Source organism: Streptomyces sp. ICBB 8177, assembly GCF_003144095.1.
In the GTDB taxonomy this organism is placed as follows: Bacteria; Actinomycetota; Actinomycetes; order Streptomycetales; family Streptomycetaceae; genus Streptantibioticus_D.
Map to the genome: position 1 here is coordinate 494,561 of NZ_NSKH01000003.1, position 20,542 is coordinate 515,102.

Here is a 20,542-nt window from a genome sequence, read left to right on the forward strand (position 1 = left end):
CGCGAAGGCGCGGCCCCGGGCCCCGACGCGTTACGCTGGATGGTCCCCTGCCAGCACACGAGAGACACCGAGACACTCTGATGCCTGTCGAGTCGGTCTTCCCGCGCCTGGAAGCACTCCTCCCGCACGTCCAGAAGCCGATCCAGTACGTCGGAGGAGAGCTCAACTCCACCGTCAAGGACTGGGACGCCTGCGACGTGCGCTGGGCCCTGATGTACCCGGACGCGTACGAGGTGGGCCTGCCCAACCAGGGCGTCATGATCCTCTACGAGGTGCTCAACGAGCGCGAGGGCGTGCTGGCCGAGCGCACCTACAGCGTCTGGCCGGACCTCGAAGCGCTGATGCGCGAGCACGGCGTCCCGCAGTTCACCGTGGACGCGCACCGCCCGCTCAAGGCGTTCGACGTCTTCGGCGTCTCGTTCTCCACCGAGCTGGGCTACACCAACCTGCTCACCGCCCTCGACCTGGCCGGCATCCCGCTGAACGCCGAGGACCGCGGCATCGACGACCCGGTGGTGCTCGCCGGCGGGCACGCCGCGTTCAACCCGGAGCCGATCGCCGACTTCATCGACGCCGCCGTCATCGGTGACGGCGAGCAGGCGGTCCTGGAGATCACCGACGTCGTGCGCGCGTGGAAGGCGGAGGGCCGCCCCGGCGGGCGCGAGGAGCTGCTGCTGCGCCTGGCGAAGACCGGCGGCGTCTACGTGCCGCGCTTCTACGACGTCGAGTACCTGCCGGACGGCCGCATCGCGCGGGTCGTGCCGAACGCGTCGGGCGTGCCGTGGCGTGTGTCCAAGCACACCGTGATGGACCTGGACGAGTGGCCGTACCCGAAGCAGCCGCTGGTGCCGCTGGCCGAGACGGTGCACGAGCGGATGTCGGTGGAGATCTTCCGCGGCTGCACCCGCGGCTGCCGTTTCTGCCAGGCGGGCATGATCACCAGGCCGGTGCGCGAGCGCAGCATCACCGGCATCGGCGACATGGTCGAGAAGGGCCTGAAGGCGACCGGCTTCGAGGAGGTCGGCCTGCTGTCGCTGTCGTCGGCCGACCACAGCGAGATCGGCGACATCGCCAAGGGCCTGGCCGACCGCTACACCGACGACAAGATCGGCCTGTCCCTGCCGTCGACCCGGGTCGACGCGTTCAACATCGACCTGGCCGACGAACTGACCCGCAACGGCCGCCGCTCCGGCCTGACCTTCGCCCCCGAGGGCGGCAGCGAGCGCATCCGCAAGGTCATCAACAAGATGGTCTCGGAGGAGGACCTGATCCGCACGGTCGCCACGGCCTACGGCAACGGCTGGCGTCAGGTGAAGCTGTACTTCATGTGCGGTCTGCCCACCGAGACCGACGAGGACGTCCTCCAGATCGCCGACATGGCGACCAGGGTGATCGCCAAGGGCCGCGAGGTCTCCGGCTCCAACGACATCCGCTGCACGGTCTCCATCGGCGGTTTCGTGCCCAAGCCGCACACGCCGTTCCAGTGGGCCCCGCAGCTCAGCTCCGAGGAGACCGACGCGCGGCTGGAGAAGCTGCGCGACAAGATCCGCGGTGACAAGAAGTACGGCCGGTCCATCGGCTTCCGCTACCACGACGGCAAGCCCGGCATCGTCGAGGGCCTGCTGTCGCGCGGCGACCGCCGCCTCGGCGCGGTGATCCGCGCGGTCTACGAGGACGGCGGCCGCTTCGACGGCTGGCGCGAGTTCTTCTCGTACGACCGCTGGATGGAGTGCGCGGGCAAGGTGCTGCCCGCCTTCGGCGTGGACGTCGACTGGTACACCACCCGCGAGCGCGGCTACGAGGAGGTCCTGCCCTGGGACCACCTGGACTCCGGTCTGGACAAGGACTGGCTCTGGGAGGACTGGCAGGACTCCCTCGACGAGACCGAGGTCGAGGACTGCCGCTGGACCCCGTGCTTCGACTGCGGGGTGTGCCCGCAGATGGACACCCACATCCAGATCGGGCCCACGGGCAAGAAGCTGCTGCCGCTGACGGTGAAGAACGCCGGCCCGGAACCCGCGTCGAGCGGCCACGCCCACTGACACGAGGGGGGCTCGGGACTTCGCCGACGTTGCCGTGGTCCGCCGCAGACGCGCCCTTGAGTAAGTGAAGACGGGTTTGGACAGGCACGGGCCTTCGGTCAGGAGGCCGTCGGACTCGTGAACCGGTTATCGGGCAGGCTGCGGGTGAACGCGAAGCCGGTGAGCGTGATGGCGGCGACCGCGAGGATGGCAGCCTTGAGACTGTCGAGTTGAGCGGTGGCGTAGGCATCGGCGATGGCATCGACCTCTTGCTGCGGCAGCTTGGCGTGTTCGGCGGCAGCGCGCACCTGGTCGGTGCTGACGAAGCTGACGCCGGCTTCGACGGCGATTCCGGTCTGCTGCCGTGCGGCGTCGGAGATGAGGGGGTTGTCGGCGATCCGGGTTGTGAACGCGTTCACCAAGGCGCCGATGAGAATCGCGCCGATGAGAGCGGTGCCGAGGGAGGATCCCAGGTTCTGGGCGGTGTACTGGAGGCCGCCCGCCTCGCTGCGTTCCGATTCCCCGACAGCGGACTGGACCACGTTGCCGAGTTGCGAGGCGAGGAGGCCCATCCCGAGGCCCAGGACAGCCATCGCGAGCGCGAACGAGAGATCATCGATGTGGGGCCTGATGGTCGCCAGCAGCCACACGGCGGCGATGAGCAGCACCAGCAGGCCGATCCGTACTACGGTGCGCGGGCCGGCGATGCGGCCCAGGAGCGGGCCGGTCATGGAGGACACCAGCATGGTGACCGACACCGGCAGCAGTCGCAGGCCCGTCTGGAAGGCATCGAAGCCCTGGACGACCTGAAGGTAGAGGGGGACGACGAAGAACAGTCCGAGCAGGATGAGGTTCTGGTTGAGCAGCATGGCCAGGCCGGAGCGCAGGGGCCGGATGGCGAACAACGAGAATCGGATGAGTGGTTCGCGCCCCCGAGCTTCCTGGCGCCGTTCCCAGGCCCGGAACAGGCCCAGGACGACGGCTCCGGCCGCGATGACGAAGACGGTGAGGGAGAAGCCGACGATCGTGATCGGGGAGTTGCGGGGCTTGAGCCACCCCCAGGAGCTGCTCTGCAGGACGCCCAGCACCACCAGAGCCAGTCCGAGGGCGGACAGCACGGTGCCGCCCGTGTCCAGGCGGGGCCGTGGCTCAGGGCGGGGGTGATCCTCGATCAACCGCACGAAGCAGAGAAGGGCCGCCACCACGACGACCTCAGCGGCGAAGACGAGCCGCCAGGTCAGGTATGTCGTGACCCATCCACCGAGCAGCGGACCGACAGCGATGCCCGCCCCCGCCAGACCGCCGATGACCCCGTAAGCCACGGCACGGTCCCGGCCGGTGTAGGCGCCGGCCACCAGTGCAGCCAGCGCCGGAAGAACGAGTGCGGCGCCGAGTCCCTCGATGATCGACCACCCGAGCGCGAGCACCCAGAGCACAGGCGCCGCCGCGGTGAGCGCTGATCCGGTGCCGTACACCACCAGCCCGATGCCGAAGGCGCGGCGGCGCCCGAGCATGTCGCCGAGCTTGCCGCCAGTGATCATGAAGGCGGCCATGACCAGGGTGTAGAGGGTGATGACGGCCTGGATCGCGGTGACCTCTGTGTGGAAGTCCTCGACGAGTCGGCTGATCGAGACGTTCATCACCGAGGTGTCCAGAACCATCAGGAACTGGGCTGTGCCGAGAATGATCAGAGCCCGCCAGCGTCCCACCGCGTGCACCTCCACAGATCCCGGCCTGCCCACACCGCGAGCCGCGGCGCAATCATAGAGTGACGGGGGTCGTACGTTTCGCAGTCGTGGCGGTCAAGTCACCCGGCCAGGCCTTCGGACGCTCGCCTCGGGCCCACCGGAGCGGGCCGGCATCTCAGACCGGACAACCGGTCTGCAAGCGCCTCCGCCTGACTCGCAGTCAGGAGGCTGTCCGGGAGCGGTGCTCGAGATACAGGCACCCGACGACCGATCCCAGGTGCACGACCACGCCGACCGCGACCAGCCAGGACAGGATGACCATGACCACACCGATGGGACCGTAGCTCTGCTCGTTGGCCACGATCGTCGCGGAGAAGTAGTGGGCGGAGAACCCGCCGAGGCCCACCCAGCACACACCTGTGGCCAGGGCGGCGGGGAACAAGGTGCGCCAGCGCACCGCGCCGGAAAGGAGCAGTTTCATGCTCCACCACCAGAAGAACGTCGCCAGGGCGAATCCGAACAGGCCCTGCCACACGGGCCCGCCGACGGTACCGATCGTGCGTCCGGCGAAAGTCTGCGCAGCGGAGTAGGCGAGAAGTGCCCCGAGCCAGTACAGGCAGGCGGCGAGGTCGTGCCAGCCCCGGCGGGGGACGCCGAATACCGTCTGGTACCAGCTTTGCAGCGTGCCCGCGACAGCCATGGCGCCGAGGACCAGTAGGCACGCGCTGGTCAGCGTGAGTGTGCCCGGGGTGGCTCCAGGCTTGAAGAGAGTGGTTACGGCTTGTGCCGCGCGCTGGTCGAGCCCCAGCCATCCGACGACCGACGCTGCGGTGTCCCGGCCCGTCGCCGCGGCGACAACGATCAGAAAGGGGAAGAAACACAAGATCGCCAACGCGGCCAGCTGGAACGAGTGTCCGAAGAAGTCGATCGCGCTGAGCCGGTTCCACAGCCCGCTCGCCGTCCGTAGACGTCTGCCAACCGCACGTTTCCCGTCCTCCAAAGCCGTGAGCCTCGAGCGTCCGCTCCGGCGCCCACCGCGAGGCCCGGCCAGTTTCCGGCGGCTTGTCATGAACGACAGTGAACCCGCTCGCCCGGGCATGGCCCGCCGAGGCACGCGGAAAGGCGGGTGGGCGGCCGATGGGAGCCTCTTCGCCCAGGTCTACTGGACCGCCACCAAGTGGCAAAGGCCCTCCGACGGGACGAACCTGGAAAGGAGCCAGAACATCCCTCGCACGTAGGGAGAGAGCGATGGGCGCCCATGTGCAGCTTGCGTACGACTACCCGGTGCTCGGGGTCTTCTTGAGCATCATGTGGTTCTTCCTGTGGGTCCTGTGGCTGGTGGTCCTGTTCCGGGCCGTGGTCGACATCTTCCGGGACCGGGAGCTGAGCGGCTGGGGCAAAGCCGGATGGCTGCTGTTCGTCCTGATCCTGCCGTTCTTGGGAGTCTTGGTGTACCTGATCGCCCGCGGTCGCGGGATGGGGGAACGCGAAACGCGGCATGCCCAGGAACAGCAGCAGGCATTCGATGCCTACGTCCGGCAGACCGTCGGCACTACGTCGAGCGCGGACGAGCTGACCAGGCTCTCGGAACTCAGGGCCCAGGGTGAACTCACCGACGCAGAGTTCGAGCGGGCGAAGGAGAAGATCCTCAGCTGAGCCACGCACCAAGCCCGCGTACTGGTCCGGCCGACCCACCGGGGTCCCCCGACCTGGCGTTGCCTGCGGTCCGCATCTGATGCCTGGCCGAAACGACGGAGGCACGCACGTGAACGGTTGGGGGGAGTTCCGGGCGTGGCCGCTCGCCGGCACAGGAGGCGGACCTCTGCGGGCAGGACTTGATCGAGCGGAAGCGCGCGGAAGCGGTGGCGGTGATGCGGTAGGCGAATCGGACGCGGTCGGCGCCGGCGGGGAGTTCCTCCAGCAAGAGGGTCTGCTCGTGCTCGCCCTCCCTTCGCCCGTGCCGTGGTTCCGGCAGCGCCGCCTGGCCCGGCCGGCCCAGGTGATCGAGTGCGACGCCGCTCTCCGGAAGCCGGATCGGGGACGGGGTCGGCGTCCGCTCGGCACGAGCCGTGAGGGTACGCCGTCGGGCACCGGGGGACGGCCGTGTGCCCATGCCCGGACCGCGTGGCTGAAAAGTGACGGTCGGGCAGGTGGGGGCGCGGGAGACGCGTGGCGTGAGCCGTAGTGGGTAGCTGGGAATCTGGTGTCCACTTCAGTTGCCGAACGGCTCCAGTGCGGCTGTTCCCGTTCGCGACGGCCCGTGCCGATGGTATGTGCCGGCGGTACGCGGCTCGGTGGAGGTCGGTCGTCGTGGGACTCGCCCGGGGCGACCGATGGGACCGACACGGGGGTGTCCGGATCATGGACGTGCACGGAAGAGTCGTCAGGGCCTTCGTCGTGCTGGCCGAGGAACTGCACTTCTCGCGGGCCGCACGGATCCTGTTCGTCTCCCAGCCCACGCTGAGCAAGCAGATGAAGGCGCTGGAACGGACGCTCGGCGTACCGCTCTTCGTCCGCGACCACGCGGGGGTGCGGCTCGCGCCGTCCGGTGAGGCGTTCCTGCCGCACGCCCGCCAGATACTGCTCGCCTGGGAGGGCGCACGGCAGGCGGTCGAGGGGTGCGCGCGGGAGCCCGACGAAGGCGCGTGAGCCACGACCGCGGTCACGCCCCAAGGCGTCACGCTCCCGCACGCGATGCCCTTTCCGCATGGCGACCGCGCCACGCGAATGTCGCCCCGATTTCGCGTCCGCGTCCTTCTCCCGTGCTGCGCGCATAAGAAATCCACCAGGAATCCGATGGTCGGAAGCAGTCGTTCCGGCTGGTAGTAGCGGATCACCAGGAATGATTACGCTGGGTGCGGAACGACGGCATCCGGCCATATTGCGATCGCTTCTCTGCCTAATCAGATCGGCCCTGACCGAAACTGCATGCAAAGTGTCGCCTCCCGATCTCGTCACGAATGACGGGATCCAGCAAGTATTTCGACTGTCGCTGAGACGGCCGACCGCCGGGCCATCGGCACCCGGCGAGCGCACTTGATGGTGAAAGGGAGGAATCGATGGCGAACACCGGTCGCGTCGACGCCGTGGTGGTAGGCGGCGGAATCGCGGGTTCTGCCCTGGCCGCCGCGCTCGCGGGCGACGGTTACGACGTGGTTCTCCTGGAGCGGCAGACCGTTTACCGGGACAAGGTCCGCGGTGAGGTCATCAACTGCTGGGGTGTCGAGGAACTCATGCAACTCGGCCTGGAGAAGTGCGTCCTGGCCGCGGGCGGCACCTATGTCAACCGCTTCGTCGGCTTCGACGAGACGGTCGACCCGGACACCGCCACGGCCAAGGCCCTGCACCTGGACGAGATGCTGCCCGGCATACGCGGCGTGCTCGACGTCGGCCACCCGGAGGCCTGCGAGGCGCTGGCCACGGCCGCCGAGGAGGCCGGGGCCGGCGTGGTGCGCGGCGTCGGCGACGTCATGGTGACCGCCGGGTCGACCCCTTCCGTGCGCTACGAACTCGACGGCATGGAGTACGAGGTGCCCTGCCGGCTGGTGGTCGGCGCCGACGGGCGGATGTCCACCGTGCGCAGGCAGTTGGGCATCACGCTCACCCAGACCCCGCCGAATTCACTCGGCGGCGGAATGCTCGTCAAGGACCTGCCGGACTGGCCGGTGAATGTCACCTCCATCGGCACCGAAGGCGACCTGCTGTATTTCGTCTTTCCGCGCGCGGGCGCGCAGGCGCGTCTGTACCTCCTGCACGACCCCACGCAGAAAGGCCGCTTCTCCGGTCCCAACCGGCACGCGGAATTCCTGGAGGCATTTCGTTTCTCCTGCATTCCGAACAGCGAGATGTTCGCCGCGGCGACCCCTTCCGCGTCCTGCGCCTTCTACCCGATGAACGATTCGTGGACCGACACGCCGCCGTACACCGAGGGCGCGGTGCTGATCGGCGACGCCGCGGGCTGGACCGACCCGGTCATCGGCCAGGGGCTGTCCATCGCGCTGCGTGACGCACGCATGATCTGGGACATCCTGCGCACCAGCACCGACTGGTCCGACGCGGACACCTTCGGCTCGTACGGGCACGAACGCAGGGTGCGGATGGCCAGGTTGCGGGTCTCCGCCCGAGTCCGGACCACGATCAACATGACGTTCACCCCCGAGGGCGCCGCCCGCCGCAAGGCCTACGCCGCCGCCTGGCCCACGGACGAGGTGCTGGCCGGATCGCGCATCGCCACCTTCAAGGGGCCGTTCAACGTGCCCAGCCAGTCGTTCGAACCCGAGGTGATCGAGCGCATCTTCGCGCTCCGCTAACCGCCGCACCGTCACGCAACACGCCCACGCCCCACGCCTTACGGAAGGACGGAAGCCCGCATGTACGTCAAGACCGCGGACAGCGACGAGCAGATCCGCAAGAACGGCTGCGACCTGCGCCAGCTCTACCCCTGGGACGGGGTGGTCGTGCCGCCGTGGAACAGCACCCTGTGCTCGATCCGCCCCACCGAGTCCAGCACCCCCCACGAGCACGCCACCGACGAGACGTTCATCTTCACCGGCGGCGAGGGCCACGTGCGCATCGGCACCGAGGAGCGGGACGTGGCGGCCGGCGACGTCATCTACATCCCCAACGGCACCAACCACATCGTCACCAACACCAGTGACGCCGACGCGCTCACGTTCGTCAGCATCTACTGGCTCCAGCCCAACGAGCGGTGAGGCGGCCAGAGATGACGGCTCGTCAGGTACCACGCACCGGTGGCGGACGCCGGATCGACGTGACGTTCTCGCCGCCCACCCCCAACGGCGACCTGCACCTGGGCCACCTGGCGGGGCCGGTCCTCGGCAGCGACGTCTGCGCCCGCTCGCAGAAGATCCTCGGCCACGACGTCGCCTTCGGCACCAGCACCGACGACAACCAGACGTACGTCGTCACCACCGCGCAACGCCTCGGCACCGATCCCGAGTCGCTGATCGCCGAGGCCTACGAGAAGGTCACCGCCTCGCTCGGCCTGGCCGGCGTCGAGGTCGACCTCTTCGCACGCCCCGACGAGCGCTACACCGCGTTCGTCCGGGACTTCTTCACCCACCTGTGGCGGCACGGCGCCTTCGACCGCCGCACGGTCGAACTGCCGTACTGCGCCGATACCGGTGAGTACAAGGCCGAGGCGTTCGTCACCGGCCGCTGCCCGACCTGCCTCGCCCACGCCAGGGCCGGGGTCTGCGAGGCGTGCGGGCTGTACAACCTGCCCGGCGCGCTGCTGCCGGTCGCCGACACCGCCTCCGCGCTGCCCCGCCGGGCCGTGCCGATCTGGGTGCTGGACCTGGAGCGCCACCGCTCGCTGCTGACCAACTTCTACCGCAGCAACGACGTGCCGCTGCGGCCCGACCTGGCCCGCGTGGTCGAGCAGACCCTCGCCGGACGGCTCCCGTACGTCCCCATCACGTACCCGAGCAACTGGGGCATCACCGTCGACTGGGACGGCGAGCCGGACGCCCCGCCGCAGGCCGTCAACGCGTGGCCGGAGATCTACGTCGGCCACCTGTACTGGCTGGCCCGGGCCCGCGACGGACGCACGGCGGGCTGCGACGAACTCGTGCAGTTCATCGGCATCGACAACGGCTTCTACAACGCCTTCGTCTACGTCGCCCTGAAGCTGCTCGCCGCACAGCACGGCCTGCCCGTCGGCCTGCCCAGGACCCGCACGCTCACCAACCAGTACTTCATGCTGGAGGGCCGCAAGTTCTCCACCAGCAAGGGCGACGTGCGCTGGGCGGGGGAGTACCTGGAGAGCGTCGGCCGGGACCGGGCGCGCTTCGTCCTGGCGCTGAGCAGCCCGGAGTTGCAGCAGGCCGAGTTCAGCGAGCCCATCGCCGCGGCCCGGCTCACCGAGCGCTACGACACCCCCCTCGCCGTCGTCGCCTCCCGCTTCAACGGCACCCTGAAGGACCGCGCCGCCGACGCGCCGCCCTCCCCGTGGTGGGCCGCCGCCATCGAGGCGTCCACGCGGCGCTTCGAAGAGGCCTACCGCCTTGAGACGTTCTCCATCCGCAAGGCCGCCGAAGCGCTCGCCCTGCACCTGGAGGTGCTGGCGTTGCGCTGCGAGGACATCGCGCTGGAGGACAGCGGTGACGTCTGCGGCGCGCTGCTGTTCCTGTGGACGCTGCGCTCGCTGGCCTGGCCGGTCACCCCGGACCTGGCCGGGCGGGTCGCCGCCGCGTTCGGCGCCCGGGACGAGCCCGGCGAGCCGCCGTTGCTGGCCGACGCCGCCACCGCGCCCTCCGGCGCCTTCCGCGGCCTCGACCTGCCGCCGCACCCGGCCGCCTAGCCGCAGCCACCCCCGGGCGGCGCACCCCACGACCGACCACCGCACCCCGCACGCACGACCGCACCGCGCACGACCGCACCGCGCGCCACCGCACCACGCACACACGACACCCGCATCGGACAAGGAGTCACACCATGCTGCGCACCTTCATGCACTCGAAGATCCACCGCGCCACCGTCACCGACAGCAACCTCAACTACGTGGGCTCGATCACCGTCTCGCCCGAACTGCTGGAGGCCGCCGAGATCGGCGTCCACGAACTCGTGCAGGTCGTCAACATCAACAACGGCGCCCGCTTCGAGACGTACACCATCCTCGGCCGCCCCGAGGCCAACGAGGTCGTCGTCAACGGCGCCGCCGCCCGCCTCGTCGAGACCGGCGACAAGGTCATCATCATCAGCTACGCCCAGCTGAACGAGACGGAGCTGGAAGGCCACAAGTCCCGCGTCGTGCACGTCGACGACGAGAACCGCATCACCGAGTCGGTCCTGCTCAGCGGCTGACGCGGGGGGCGCCCGTCCCCTGCCCAGGCGATGTCCCTTCCAGTTCCCTTCCAGCCGAGGATGCGTGAAGAGTGACGAAACACCAGGTCCATCCAGTACTCGGGGTCGGGTTCGGGCCGGCGAACCTCTCCCTAGCGGTGGCGCTCGACGAGCACGGCCTGCTGGACCAGGCCCACTTCATCGAGCGGGCGGGCGCCTTCCAGTGGCAGGACGAACAGCTCCTGCCCGGTGCCGACATCCAGAACAACCCGTTCCGCGATCTCGTCATGCCCCGCAACCCCTACAGCCGCCACACGTTCGTCAACTACCTGGCGGAACGCGGGATGCTCACCGGCTACCTGCACCTGAACGCCAAGTTCCCGCTGCGCAGGGAGTACGCGGGCTACCTGGCGTGGGTGGCCGAGGCGTTCGGGCGGTCGGTGGAGTACGGCCGCCCGGCCACCGGGCTGACGTTGGCCGAAGACGCCGAGGACGCAGAGGGCCAGGAGGTGCTCGCCGTCGAGACCGCCGCGGGGGAGCGCTACCTGTCCCGCAACGTGGTCATCGGCACCGGGCGTTCGCCCCGGATACCGGCCGCCTTCGCGCAGCGGTTGGGCGCCACGGTCTTCCACTCCACCCGGTACCTGTCCTCCGTCAAGGGCCTGGCCGGGCGCAAGGCCAGGGTCGCGGTGGTCGGCGCGAGCCAGAGCGCGATCGAGATCGTGCTCGACCTGCTCGACCGGCCCGAGATCGAACAGGTCGTCTCCATCCAGCGGGGCATCGGCTTCCGGCTGAAGGACACCAGTCCCTACAGCCGCCAGGTCTTCCTGCCGGAGTTCGTGGACTACTTCCACCCGCTGCCCAGTGCCACCAGGCGCCGCATCCGGCAGGAGCTGCGCTCCATCAACTACGCGGCGTGCGACCAGGACGTCATCGACCGGCTCGTCGGCCTCCAGCGCGAGTACGAGCTGACCGGGTGCGACCGGTTCAGGATGGTGCCGTTCAGCGAGGTCACCGAGGTGCTGGGGGCGCCGGGCGGCGGACACCGGCTGGTGGTGCGCGACGTCAACTACGCCAAGCGCGACACGGTCGACGTCGACGTCGTCGTCCTGGCCACCGGATTCCGCGACTTCGGCACCGGCCCCGGCGACGAGCCCTACCACCCGCTGCTGCGGGAGATCGCCCACCGGCTGCCGATGGACTCCGACGGCGTCCCGGTGGTCGCCCGCGACTACTCCATCACCCTGCGGCCGCGCACCCCCGGTGCTCCCGCGCCGCGCGTCTACCTCAACGGGCTGTGCGAGGCCAGCCACGGCATGGGCGACGCGGGGGCGCTGGCCATGCTGTCGGTGCGCTCCACCGACATCGCCGGCTCGCTCGCCGAACGCGTCGGCACCGGCAGCGACGCACCCCTGGTCGCCGGAGCCCTGCGATGACGCGAGGCGCCGGGGCGGCGGTGACGCGAGCCGTCGCCTCGGCGGACGTCGCCGTCGTCGGCTGCGGCATCGCGGGACTCGCCGCGGCCGAACGGCTCTGTCGCGACGGGCTGACCGTCGTGATGGCCGACCCGGCCGGCATCGCCTCCGGCGCCACCGGTGCCTCCGGCGGGCTGGTCCGCGCCCTCGACCTGTCCCGCCGGTACGGCGACCGGGCCGCCGAGAGCCTCGACGTGTACCTGCGCCGGGGCCCCCGCGGCCACTGGCCCGCGGTCCGCGAGGACGGCAGCCTGACCCTCTTCGGCGCGGGCGACCTGCGCGCCGCGCACGAGGCGGCCGGGCGGCTGCGGGCGGCGGGGCACGCGGTGGAGCTGCTGACGGCGGCCGACGTCGCCGCCCGCTTCCCCGCGCTCTCCCCGGCCGGCGTGCTCGGCGGCGTCCTGGAACCCCGGGCGGGCTGGCTGCCCGCCCGGGAGGTCGCCGCCGCCCTGGTCCGCGACGCGGGAGGTCGCCTGCTCGTCCTCGAGGCCCGCGCGACCCGGCTGCTGACCCGCGCGGGCCGGGTCACCGGCGTCCGCACGAGCGCGGGCGACGTGACCGCCGGGGCCGTGCTGCTGGCCGCCGGGGTCGGCAGCGTGCCGCTGGCCGCCCAGGTCGGCGTCGACCTGCCGCTGTGCACGCGGTCGGTCGGCTACTGCCTCTTCGCGCCCGACGACACCGCCGCGGCCACCGGACTGCCGACCGTCGTGGACGCCACCACCGGTGCCTGGCTGCGGCGCTGGGACGACGGCGTGCTGCTCGCGGGCGTCACCTCCAAGGAGACCGACGTGCCCGCCCGCGTCACCCACCACGTCACCGACGCCGAACGGCACCGGGTCCACGACGTCGTGCGGCGGCTGTGCCCCGCGCTGGCCCGGGCCCGGTTCACCGGCGGGGTCACCGCGTACGACGCCATGTTCACCGACGGACCCGGGGCCGTCACCGCCTGGCCCGCCGCGCCGGGACTGGTCACCGCCGTCGGCTGGAACGGCGGCGGCTTCAAACTCGCCCCCGCCGTCGGCGCCGAGGCGGCCGCCCTGCTGAAGGAGGCGATGGCATGAGCCCGCGCGGCACCTGGCGGCTCGGCCCCACCGACGAGATGCTGCGCGACTCCGCCCGCGCCCTGGGCTCCGCGCGTACCGTCCAACTGCTGTGGCGCTTCCCCGGACCGGTCAGCGCCGACGCGCTGGACGCCGAGTGGCGGCGGCTGGACCGCGGCCGGCTCAGCCGCCGCATCGTCCCGGCCGGCGTCCCCGGCGCCCGCGACCGCTGGGCCCCGGCGCACAACGAGGAACCCCCGCGCCACGACGACGTGCCGCTGACCGGCACCACCGTGCGCGGCTGGCTCGACGACCAGGTCCGCGCGCCGCTGCCGGTCGACTCCGGCGCGCTGTGGCGGCTGTCGGCGGCGCCCTACCGCGACGGGAGCCTGGTCTCGCTGTGCGTGCCGCACTTCCGCTGCGACGGCATGGGCCTCTTCCGCGCCCTCGCCGAACGCACCGACCCGCCCGCACCGCGCCACCGCATACCCGGGCCCCTGGCCGGGGACCTCGCGGACGCCGCCTCGGGCGTCGCCGCCGCCCTCACCCGCACCCCACCGTGGGCCGCCGCCCTGTTCACCCACCCCGAACGGCTGCGGCGGCTCGCCCGGGCGCTGCGCCCCGCGGGCCCGGCGCCCGCCGCGAGCGCGCCGCGCTACTTCTCCTGGGACGTCTTCGAGGTCGACGCCGCCGCGTGGGAGGAACGCGCCCGCGCCCACGGCGGCACCGTCAACAGCCTGTTCGTCGAGATCGCCGCCAACCTGGTGCGCGCCGCCGTCCCCCGCGACGCCGAGGCCGACGTGGCGATCGGCGTCCCCGTGGACCGCCGCACCTCACCCGGCGACGGCCGGGCCAACGCCCTCGTCGTCGTCCCCGTGGCCGTCGCGGGCGGCCCGCCCCGCCACGACGGCCTGCGTCCCACCCGCCGGGCCACCAAGGCCGCCCTCGCCGACCCGCAGCTCCAGGCCGCCACGCTCGTGCCGGAACGCCTGTGGCACCTGCTGCCCGGCGGCCTCGCGGGTGCCCTGAAGACCCCCGGCGCCCAGCAGACGGACGCGGTCGCCTCCAACTTCGGCGCCGCCCCCGAGGCGGTGACCCTCTTCGCCGGGGCCCGCGCGGACGCCGTGGCGCTGCGCACGATGAACGTGCCCGGCGTGGTGCCCGAGCGCGCCCGGCTGCGCGCCTCGTTGTGCCTGCTGCGCACCGGCGACCGCTTCCACGTCACCGTCACCGGCATGCCCGACCACTTCGGCGACGGAGACACGCTGCATCGGCTGGCCCGCGAGGAGTTCGCCGCCTGGGACCTGCAGGCCCGCGGCTGGTGGGAACCGGCGCCGTACGACGACCGGTTGCCGCCCGTTCGCTCAACGGCGGTGCGTGGTGCGGCCGTTGGTGTCGCCCATCGCGGTGCCCGTCCTGTCACCGGAGGAAGTGAACGATGACCGCGACCCCCCGTGCGGCGGCGCTCCCCGAGCGCTGGTTCCGTACGCTCCCCGACGCGTCCGGGCTCGAACGGTCCCGCGTGCTCGCCCGGTCCCTCATACCGCTCGCCGAACTCGACCGGCACATCGCCTTCCACGAGGACCTGCTCGGCGTGCCCGCCTCGCTGCGCATGCCCATACCGGACTTCGGCGGGCTCGAACTGGCCGCCGTGGGCGACCTGTTGCTCATCGCCAGCGAGCGTCCGTTCACCCCGGTGCAGCGGCGGACCGCGTACTCCCTCATCGTGCCGTCGCTCGCCGACGAGCTGGCGCGGCTGGAGGGTACCGGCACGACCGTCCTCGAACCGGTGGAGGACATCCTGCCCGGCGCCCGCGCCCGGGTGCGCTACCCCGACGGCACGCTCGCCGAACTCGTCGAGCACCGCCCCCGGCCCGGCGAGACCCCGTGCCCGCCGGCCGTCCCCGAAGGCCGCGTGCCCTCCGGCGTGCGTGTGCTGGCCCGGCGAGCGGTGCCACGCGCGGGATTCACCGAAATGGTGGCGCTGTACGAGGAGTTGCTCGCGACGGCGGCCGGTCCGCGCGGTCGTGGCGCGGCAGCCGTCGGGAACGTGCTGGTGGTCGCCGACGACGCCGCTTCCCACGACGGCGGTGCGGGCGACGAGGGTGCGCGGGCGGCGTTGCTGGCGCCGGACGCGGCAGCGGCCGATGCCCTACGGCAACTCGTCGCGGTGGGTGGTTCCTTCGGGCGGAACGCGACCCGGACGGTCACCCTCATCGGCGGGACCCCGGCGGAGGTCTGGAACGCGGACGACCTGGGCGATCCCGGCGCCGTCGCGGCCCCGGCCGGGTCGGCGCACCGGCCGGGATGACGGCCGGCGGGTCCGCAGAGACGACAACTGCCCGGGAACGACGGCGGCGTACACGAGAGGGACGACGAGATGAGCACGGCGACCGTCCGGCGGTTGGATCGGGTGATCATCCGGTTCGCTGGTGATTCCGGTGATGGGATGCAGCTGACGGGTGACCGGTTCACTTCGGAGACGGCGTCGTTCGGTAACGACCTGTCGACGCTGCCGAACTTTCCGGCGGAGATCCGGGCTCCGGCGGGTACGTTGCCGGGTGTCTCGTCGTTCCAGTTGCATTTCGCCGATCATGACATTCTCACGCCGGGTGATGCGCCGGATGTGCTGGTGGCGATGAACCCGGCGGCGTTGAAGGCGAACATCGGTGATCTGCCGGCGGGTGCGCAGGTCATCGTCAACACCGATGAGTTCACCCGGCGGGCGTTGCAGAAGGTCGGCTACGCGGCGGATCCGTTGCAGGACGGGTCGCTGGAGGCGTTCCGGGTGCATCCGGTGCCGTTGACGACGTTGACGGTCGAGGCGCTGTCCGGCTATGACCTGTCGCGGAAGGAGGCCGAGCGGAGCAAGAACATGTTCGCGTTGGGCCTGCTGTCGTGGATGTACCACCGCCCGACCGCGTCGACGGAAGGTTTCCTGCGGGCGAAGTTCGCGAAGAAGCCCGCGATCGCGGAGGCGAACATCACCGCGTATCGGGCGGGGTGGAATTTCGGGGAGACCACGGAGGAGTTCGCCACCGTCTATGAGGTGGCCCCGGCGTCGAAGGCGTTCAGCCCGGGCACCTACCGCAACATCTCCGGGAACCTGGCGCTGGCCTATGGTCTGATCGCGGCCGGCCGGCAGGCGGACCTGCCGCTGTTTTTGGGTTCGTATCCGATCACTCCGGCCTCCGACATCCTGCACGAGTTGTCGCGGCACAAGAACTTCGGGGTGCGCACCTTCCAGGCGGAGGACGAGATCGCCGGGATCGGTGCCGCTTTGGGTGCGGCCTTCGGCGGCTCGCTGGCGGTGACGACGACGTCGGGGCCGGGGGTGGCGTTGAAGTCGGAGACGATCGGGCTGGCGGTCTCGCTGGAGTTGCCGCTGCTGATCGTCGACATCCAGCGCGGTGGGCCGTCCACCGGCCTGCCCACCAAGACCGAGCAGGCTGATCTGCTGCAGGCGATGTACGGGCGCAACGGTGAGGCGCCGGTGCCGATCGTGGCACCGGCGACGCCGGGGGACTGTTTCACCGCCGCCCTGGAAGCCGCCCGCATCGCCTTGACCTACCGCACCCCGGTCTTCCTGCTCTCCGACGGGTATCTGGCCAACGGCTCCGAACCGTGGCGGGTCCCGCAGCTCGATGAACTGCCGGATCTGCGGGTGCGGTTCGCGACCACGCCGAATCATGACGGGGAGTTTTGGCCGTATCTGCGGGACCCGGTCACGCTGGCGCGGCCGTGGGCGGTGCCGGGCACGCCGGGTCTTGAGCACCGGATCGGGGGCATCGAGAAACAGGACGGCAGCGGGAACATCTCCTACGACCCGGCCAACCACGACCTGATGGTCCGCACCCGCCAGGCCAAAATCGACGGCATCACCGTCGAGGACATCGAAGTCGACGACCCCGACGGGGACGCGACCACGTTGGTCATCGGCTGGGGCTCCACCTACGGCCCCATCACCGCCGCGGTGCGGCGGGTACGGCGCGCGGGCGGGAAGGTCGCGCAGGCGCATCTGCGGCACATCAACCCCTTCCCCGCCAACCTCGGCCAGGTCCTGAAGGCCTACGAGAAGGTGATCGTGCCGGAGATGAACCTCGGCCAGCTCGCCACCCTGCTACGCGCCAGATACCTGGTCGACGCCCACTCCCACACCCAGGTGACCGGCCTGCCCTTCAAAGCCGAACAACTGGCCACCGCCATCACCCACACCATCAACCAGCAGCAGTTGCATGCCAGCGGCAACGGGCACGAGGGGGACAGCGCGCATGTCTGAGGCACCCGTCATCGACCACCAGCCCACCAACAGCACCGCCCCCGCCACCGCGGCCACCGCGGCCACCGCGGCCACCGCGGCCACCGCGGGCGGCCTGCCGGCGTTGTCGCTGGTGCCGAAGGCCGACGCACAGCAGTCCGCCCGCGACTTCAAGTCCGACCAGGAAGTGCGCTGGTGCCCCGGCTGCGGCGACTACGCCATCCTCGCCGCCGTCCAGGGCTTCCTGCCCGAACTCGGCCTGGCCCGCGAGAACATCGTGTTCATCTCCGGCATCGGCTGCTCCTCCCGCTTCCCCTACTACATGAACACCTACGGGATGCACTCCATCCACGGCCGCGCCCCCGCCATCGCCACCGGACTTGCCACCACCCGCCCCGACCTGTCCGTCTGGGTCGTCACCGGCGACGGCGACGCCCTGTCCATCGGCGGCAACCACCTCATCCACGCCCTGCGCCGCAACGTCAACCTCAAAATCCTGCTGTTCAACAACCGCATCTACGGCCTCACCAAAGGCCAGTACTCCCCCACCTCGGAAACCGGCAAGATCACCAAATCCACGCCGATGGGATCCCTCGACGCCCCGTTCAACCCCCTCTCCCTCGCCCTCGGAGCGGAAGCGGGGTTCGTCGCCCGCACCATCGACTCCGACCGCAAACACCTCACCACCGTCCTGCGCGCCGCAGCCGCCCACCCCGGCACCGCACTCGTGGAGATCTACCAGAACTGCAACATCTTCAACGACGGCGCCTTCGACGCCCTCAAAGACAACACCACCGCGCAAGAAGCCCTCATCCGCCTCGAACACGGCCAGCCCATCCGCTTCGGCACCAACGGCGACAAGGGCGTCATCCGCGACCCCCACAGCGGAGAACTGACCATCACCGACGTCACCGACGCCAACGCCCACCAGATCCTGGTGCACGACGCCCACGCCACCTCACCCACCACCGCCTTCGCCCTCACCCGCCTCGCCGACCCCACCACCCTCCACCACACCCCCATCGGCATCCTCCGCGACACCACCCGCACCGTCTACGACACCGCCATGACCCACCAACTCGACACCGCCGTCGAACAACACGGCAAGGGCGACCTGAGCGCGCTGCTGGCGGGCAAGGACACCTGGACGGTCGTCGGCTGACCGCCCGGCCGACCGCCGGCGGCTCCGGCGATCGGCGGCGGAGGGACCACCGTCCCGGTGCCCGGCCGTCGCGTCCCCGTGACTCGGCGGCCGGGCGGCCGTATTCCTTGACGCATGGCCGCCACCGAGCCCGTGCCCCCGTCGCACGACCGACCGCTGTACCGCGTCAAACGGCTGCTGCTCGGCCCGCCGCTGATCACGGAGGAGTTGCGCACCGAGAAGCTGTCGAACCCGATGGCGCTCGGGGTGCTCGCCTCCGACTGCATGTCGTCGACCGCGTACGGGCCGGAGGAGATCCTGCGCGCGCTCGTCCCGGTGATCGGGGCGGCCGCGTTCTCGTTGCTGCTGCCGATCACCGGGGTGGTGATCCTGGTGCTGCTCCTGCTGACGCTCTGTTACCGGGACGTGGTCACCGTCTACACCCGGGCGGGCGGCAGTTACGTGGTGGCGCGGGAGAACTTCGGGCCCAACGTCGCGCAGATCGCGGCGGTCGCGCTGCTCATCGACTACGTGGTGACGGTCGCCGTACAGACGGCGGCAGGGACGGACGCGCTGGTGTCGCTGGCGCATCTGGCGGGCGGCGGGTTCACCGGGTTCGACCGCTTCAGGACGCCGTTGAGCGTCCTGGTGGTGCTGGTCCTGATGTACGGCAACCTGCGCGGGATCCGCGAGGCGGGGCGGGCGTTCGCGCTGCCCGCGTACCTGTTCATGGTGGCGGTCGGCGCGATGCTGGTGACCGGCGCGGTGCGGCTCGCCGTCGACGGACGGCTGCCACACGCCTACCTGCACGCGTCGGGGGCGGTGCCGCTGGGCAGTCCGGGCGGCGGGGCGCTGTACGGGGCGTCGCTGTTCATCGTGCTGCGCGCGTTCGCCAACGGCGGGTCCTCGCTGACCGGCCTGGAGGCGATCTCCAACGGCGTGTCGGCCTTCCGTGAGCCGCAAGGCGTCAACGCGCGCCGCACGCTGGTGGCGATGAGCTGCACGCTGGGCGTGATGGTGCTGGGTGTGTCGCTGCTGGCCCGCGCCACGCACGCGATCCCCTACACGGACGGCAACCCGACGGTGATCGCGCAGGAGGCGCACCTGCTGTTCGGGTCGGGCTGGTTCGGCACGGTGGGGTTGATCTACGTGCAGCTGGCGACCGCGCTGATCCTCTACACCGGGGCCAACACGCCGTTCACCGGTTTCCCGTTCCTGGCCAGCTTCGTGGCCGAGGACTCCTTCCTGCCCCGGCAGCTGACCCGGCGCGGGCACCGGCTGGCCTTCTCCAACGGAATCATCGTGCTGACCGCGCTGGCGCTGGCCCTGCTGCTGGTGACCGGCGGCAGCGTGGACCGGCTGGTGGCGCTGTACGCGATCGGGGTGTTCACCGGGTTCACCATGGCGGCGGCCGGGCTGACCGCGTACCACTTCAGGCGGCGCGAGCCGGGGCGCCGGTTCAAGCTGCTGGTCAACGCGGCGGCGGGTGTCGCGTCGGCGCTGGTCGTGCTGATCTTCGCGGTCACCAAGTTCGCGGAGGGTGCCTGGCTGGTGGTGATCCTCTTCCCGCTGGGCGTCGGCGCGCTCGTCCGGATCAACCGTCAGTACCGCGCGGAGGCCGCCGCGATGGACCAACTGCCCGCGCCCGGCGCCGATCGCGCGCCCTGGCGGCGGCACGTGGTCTACGTGCTGGTGGACAGCCTGGACCTGGCCACGTTCAAGGCGCTGCGGTACGCGCACGGGCTGGCGCCGGACGAGATCCGGGCCATCCACTTCATGATCGACGAGCGGCACGCGCGGGCCCTGATGGAACGCTGGACAGACTCGATGGGGACCACGGTGCCGCTGGAGGTCATCGCCTGCCCGGACCGGCGGCTGAACCAGGCGGTGCGCACGCTGGCCCGCGAGACCACGCACGGCGGCGGGACCGCGCTGACGCTGCTGGTGCCGCGCCGCACCTACGGCTCTGTCCTCGGCCACATCCTGCACCGGGACACCGGTGACGCGATCGGCAAGGCGGTCGACCTGCCGGACGTCGCGGTGACGATCCTGCCGTTCGACGTGGACGCGGCGGTCCGGCGCCTGGAGTCGGGGCGCCGCGCGCGTTCGGCGTGA

The 20,542-nt window shown here is 70.9% G+C and carries 16 protein-coding genes; 14 read left to right on the top strand and 2 right to left on the bottom strand.

The window, feature by feature from the left end:
• Positions 1–80 precede the first annotated feature (80 nt).
• Positions 81–2,042 carry a TIGR03960 family B12-binding radical SAM protein gene (locus CK485_RS05125; protein ID WP_109447326.1) on the top strand — a complete coding sequence of 654 codons (1,962 nt, stop codon included), beginning with the start codon at positions 81–83 and terminating at the stop codon, positions 2,040–2,042.
• 98 nt (positions 2,043–2,140) lie between these two features.
• Here the strand turns inward: CK485_RS05125 and CK485_RS05130 are convergent, their stop codons facing one another.
• Complete coding sequence (locus tag CK485_RS05130) at positions 2,141–3,730, bottom strand: MFS transporter (protein ID WP_109447643.1); 1,590 nt, start codon at positions 3,728–3,730, stop codon at positions 2,141–2,143.
• Positions 3,731–3,929: 199 nt separating this feature from the next.
• The gene (locus CK485_RS05135) at positions 3,930–4,709 is read right to left on the bottom strand and encodes a YhjD/YihY/BrkB family envelope integrity protein (RefSeq protein WP_241968136.1); all 780 of its coding nucleotides are present in this window, start codon (positions 4,707–4,709) and stop codon (positions 3,930–3,932) included.
• A gap of 248 nt (positions 4,710–4,957) precedes the next feature.
• On the opposite strand from CK485_RS05135, the gene CK485_RS05140 reads away from it, so the two are divergent.
• From CK485_RS05140 to CK485_RS05200, 13 genes are all read left to right on the top strand, one after another.
• Positions 4,958–5,365: an SHOCT domain-containing protein gene (locus CK485_RS05140; protein WP_109447330.1), complete on the top strand. Its 408-nt coding sequence runs from the start codon at positions 4,958–4,960 to the stop codon at positions 5,363–5,365.
• 705 nt (positions 5,366–6,070) lie between these two features.
• Positions 6,071–6,358 (top strand): LysR family transcriptional regulator, encoded by a 288-nt coding sequence (locus tag CK485_RS05145; protein WP_109447332.1) that lies wholly within the window; start codon positions 6,071–6,073, stop codon positions 6,356–6,358.
• Between the two features lie 410 nt (positions 6,359–6,768).
• Entirely contained in the window at positions 6,769–8,019 is a 1,251-nt protein-coding gene (locus CK485_RS05150; protein ID WP_109447334.1) for an FAD-dependent monooxygenase, read from the top strand.
• A 60-nt stretch (positions 8,020–8,079) separates the two neighbouring features.
• The gene (locus tag CK485_RS05155) at positions 8,080–8,421 is read left to right on the top strand and encodes a cupin domain-containing protein (protein WP_109447335.1); all 342 of its coding nucleotides are present in this window, start codon (positions 8,080–8,082) and stop codon (positions 8,419–8,421) included.
• A gap of 11 nt (positions 8,422–8,432) precedes the next feature.
• Positions 8,433–10,031: a class I tRNA ligase family protein gene (locus tag CK485_RS05160; protein WP_109447336.1), complete on the top strand. Its 1,599-nt coding sequence runs from the start codon at positions 8,433–8,435 to the stop codon at positions 10,029–10,031.
• Positions 10,032–10,165: 134 nt separating this feature from the next.
• On the top strand, positions 10,166–10,534 hold the full coding sequence (gene panD / locus CK485_RS05165) for an aspartate 1-decarboxylase (protein ID WP_109447337.1): 369 nt from the start codon (positions 10,166–10,168) through the stop codon (positions 10,532–10,534).
• Positions 10,535–10,605: 71 nt separating this feature from the next.
• The gene (locus tag CK485_RS05170; RefSeq protein WP_109447338.1) at positions 10,606–11,949 is read left to right on the top strand and encodes a SidA/IucD/PvdA family monooxygenase; all 1,344 of its coding nucleotides are present in this window, start codon (positions 10,606–10,608) and stop codon (positions 11,947–11,949) included.
• Complete coding sequence (locus tag CK485_RS05175; protein WP_241968137.1) at positions 11,946–13,049, top strand: FAD-dependent oxidoreductase; 1,104 nt, start codon at positions 11,946–11,948, stop codon at positions 13,047–13,049. The genes CK485_RS05170 and CK485_RS05175 overlap by 4 nt, the downstream gene beginning before the upstream one ends.
• Positions 13,046–14,470 (top strand): hypothetical protein, encoded by a 1,425-nt coding sequence (locus CK485_RS05180; protein WP_199239228.1) that lies wholly within the window; start codon positions 13,046–13,048, stop codon positions 14,468–14,470. The genes CK485_RS05175 and CK485_RS05180 overlap by 4 nt, the downstream gene beginning before the upstream one ends.
• Positions 14,467–15,339 (top strand): VOC family protein, encoded by an 873-nt coding sequence (locus CK485_RS05185; RefSeq protein ID WP_109447339.1) that lies wholly within the window; start codon positions 14,467–14,469, stop codon positions 15,337–15,339. The genes CK485_RS05180 and CK485_RS05185 overlap by 4 nt, the downstream gene beginning before the upstream one ends.
• A 69-nt stretch (positions 15,340–15,408) precedes the next feature.
• On the top strand, positions 15,409–17,307 hold the full coding sequence (locus tag CK485_RS05190) for a 2-oxoacid:acceptor oxidoreductase subunit alpha (RefSeq protein ID WP_109447341.1): 1,899 nt from the start codon (positions 15,409–15,411) through the stop codon (positions 17,305–17,307).
• Positions 17,300–18,448, top strand: coding sequence for a 2-oxoacid:ferredoxin oxidoreductase subunit beta (locus tag CK485_RS05195; protein ID WP_109447343.1), 1,149 nt, complete (start codon positions 17,300–17,302; stop codon positions 18,446–18,448). The genes CK485_RS05190 and CK485_RS05195 overlap by 8 nt, the downstream gene beginning before the upstream one ends.
• Before the next feature lie 114 nt (positions 18,449–18,562).
• Positions 18,563–20,542, top strand: a complete 1,980-nt coding sequence (locus CK485_RS05200) for an APC family permease (protein ID WP_109447345.1) — start codon at positions 18,563–18,565, stop codon at positions 20,540–20,542.

What these genes read in the sequence shown, in the direction of transcription:
- CK485_RS05125 (WP_109447326.1), top strand. Translation starts at nt 81, where the DNA reads ATGCCTGTCGAGTCGGTCTTCCCGCGCCTGGAAGCACTCCTCCCGCAC.
- CK485_RS05140 (WP_109447330.1), top strand. Translation starts at nt 4,958, where the DNA reads ATGGGCGCCCATGTGCAGCTTGCGTACGACTACCCGGTGCTCGGGGTC.
- CK485_RS05145 (WP_109447332.1), top strand. Translation starts at nt 6,071, where the DNA reads ATGGACGTGCACGGAAGAGTCGTCAGGGCCTTCGTCGTGCTGGCCGAG.
- CK485_RS05150 (WP_109447334.1), top strand. Translation starts at nt 6,769, where the DNA reads ATGGCGAACACCGGTCGCGTCGACGCCGTGGTGGTAGGCGGCGGAATC.
- CK485_RS05155 (WP_109447335.1), top strand. Translation starts at nt 8,080, where the DNA reads ATGTACGTCAAGACCGCGGACAGCGACGAGCAGATCCGCAAGAACGGC.
- CK485_RS05160 (WP_109447336.1), top strand. Translation starts at nt 8,433, where the DNA reads ATGACGGCTCGTCAGGTACCACGCACCGGTGGCGGACGCCGGATCGAC.
- panD (WP_109447337.1), top strand. Translation starts at nt 10,166, where the DNA reads ATGCTGCGCACCTTCATGCACTCGAAGATCCACCGCGCCACCGTCACC.
- CK485_RS05175 (WP_241968137.1), top strand. Translation starts at nt 11,946, where the DNA reads ATGACGCGAGGCGCCGGGGCGGCGGTGACGCGAGCCGTCGCCTCGGCG.
- CK485_RS05180 (WP_199239228.1), top strand. Translation starts at nt 13,046, where the DNA reads ATGAGCCCGCGCGGCACCTGGCGGCTCGGCCCCACCGACGAGATGCTG.
- CK485_RS05185 (WP_109447339.1), top strand. Translation starts at nt 14,467, where the DNA reads ATGACCGCGACCCCCCGTGCGGCGGCGCTCCCCGAGCGCTGGTTCCGT.
- CK485_RS05190 (WP_109447341.1), top strand. Translation starts at nt 15,409, where the DNA reads ATGAGCACGGCGACCGTCCGGCGGTTGGATCGGGTGATCATCCGGTTC.
- CK485_RS05195 (WP_109447343.1), top strand. Translation starts at nt 17,300, where the DNA reads ATGTCTGAGGCACCCGTCATCGACCACCAGCCCACCAACAGCACCGCC.
- CK485_RS05200 (WP_109447345.1), top strand. Translation starts at nt 18,563, where the DNA reads ATGGCCGCCACCGAGCCCGTGCCCCCGTCGCACGACCGACCGCTGTAC.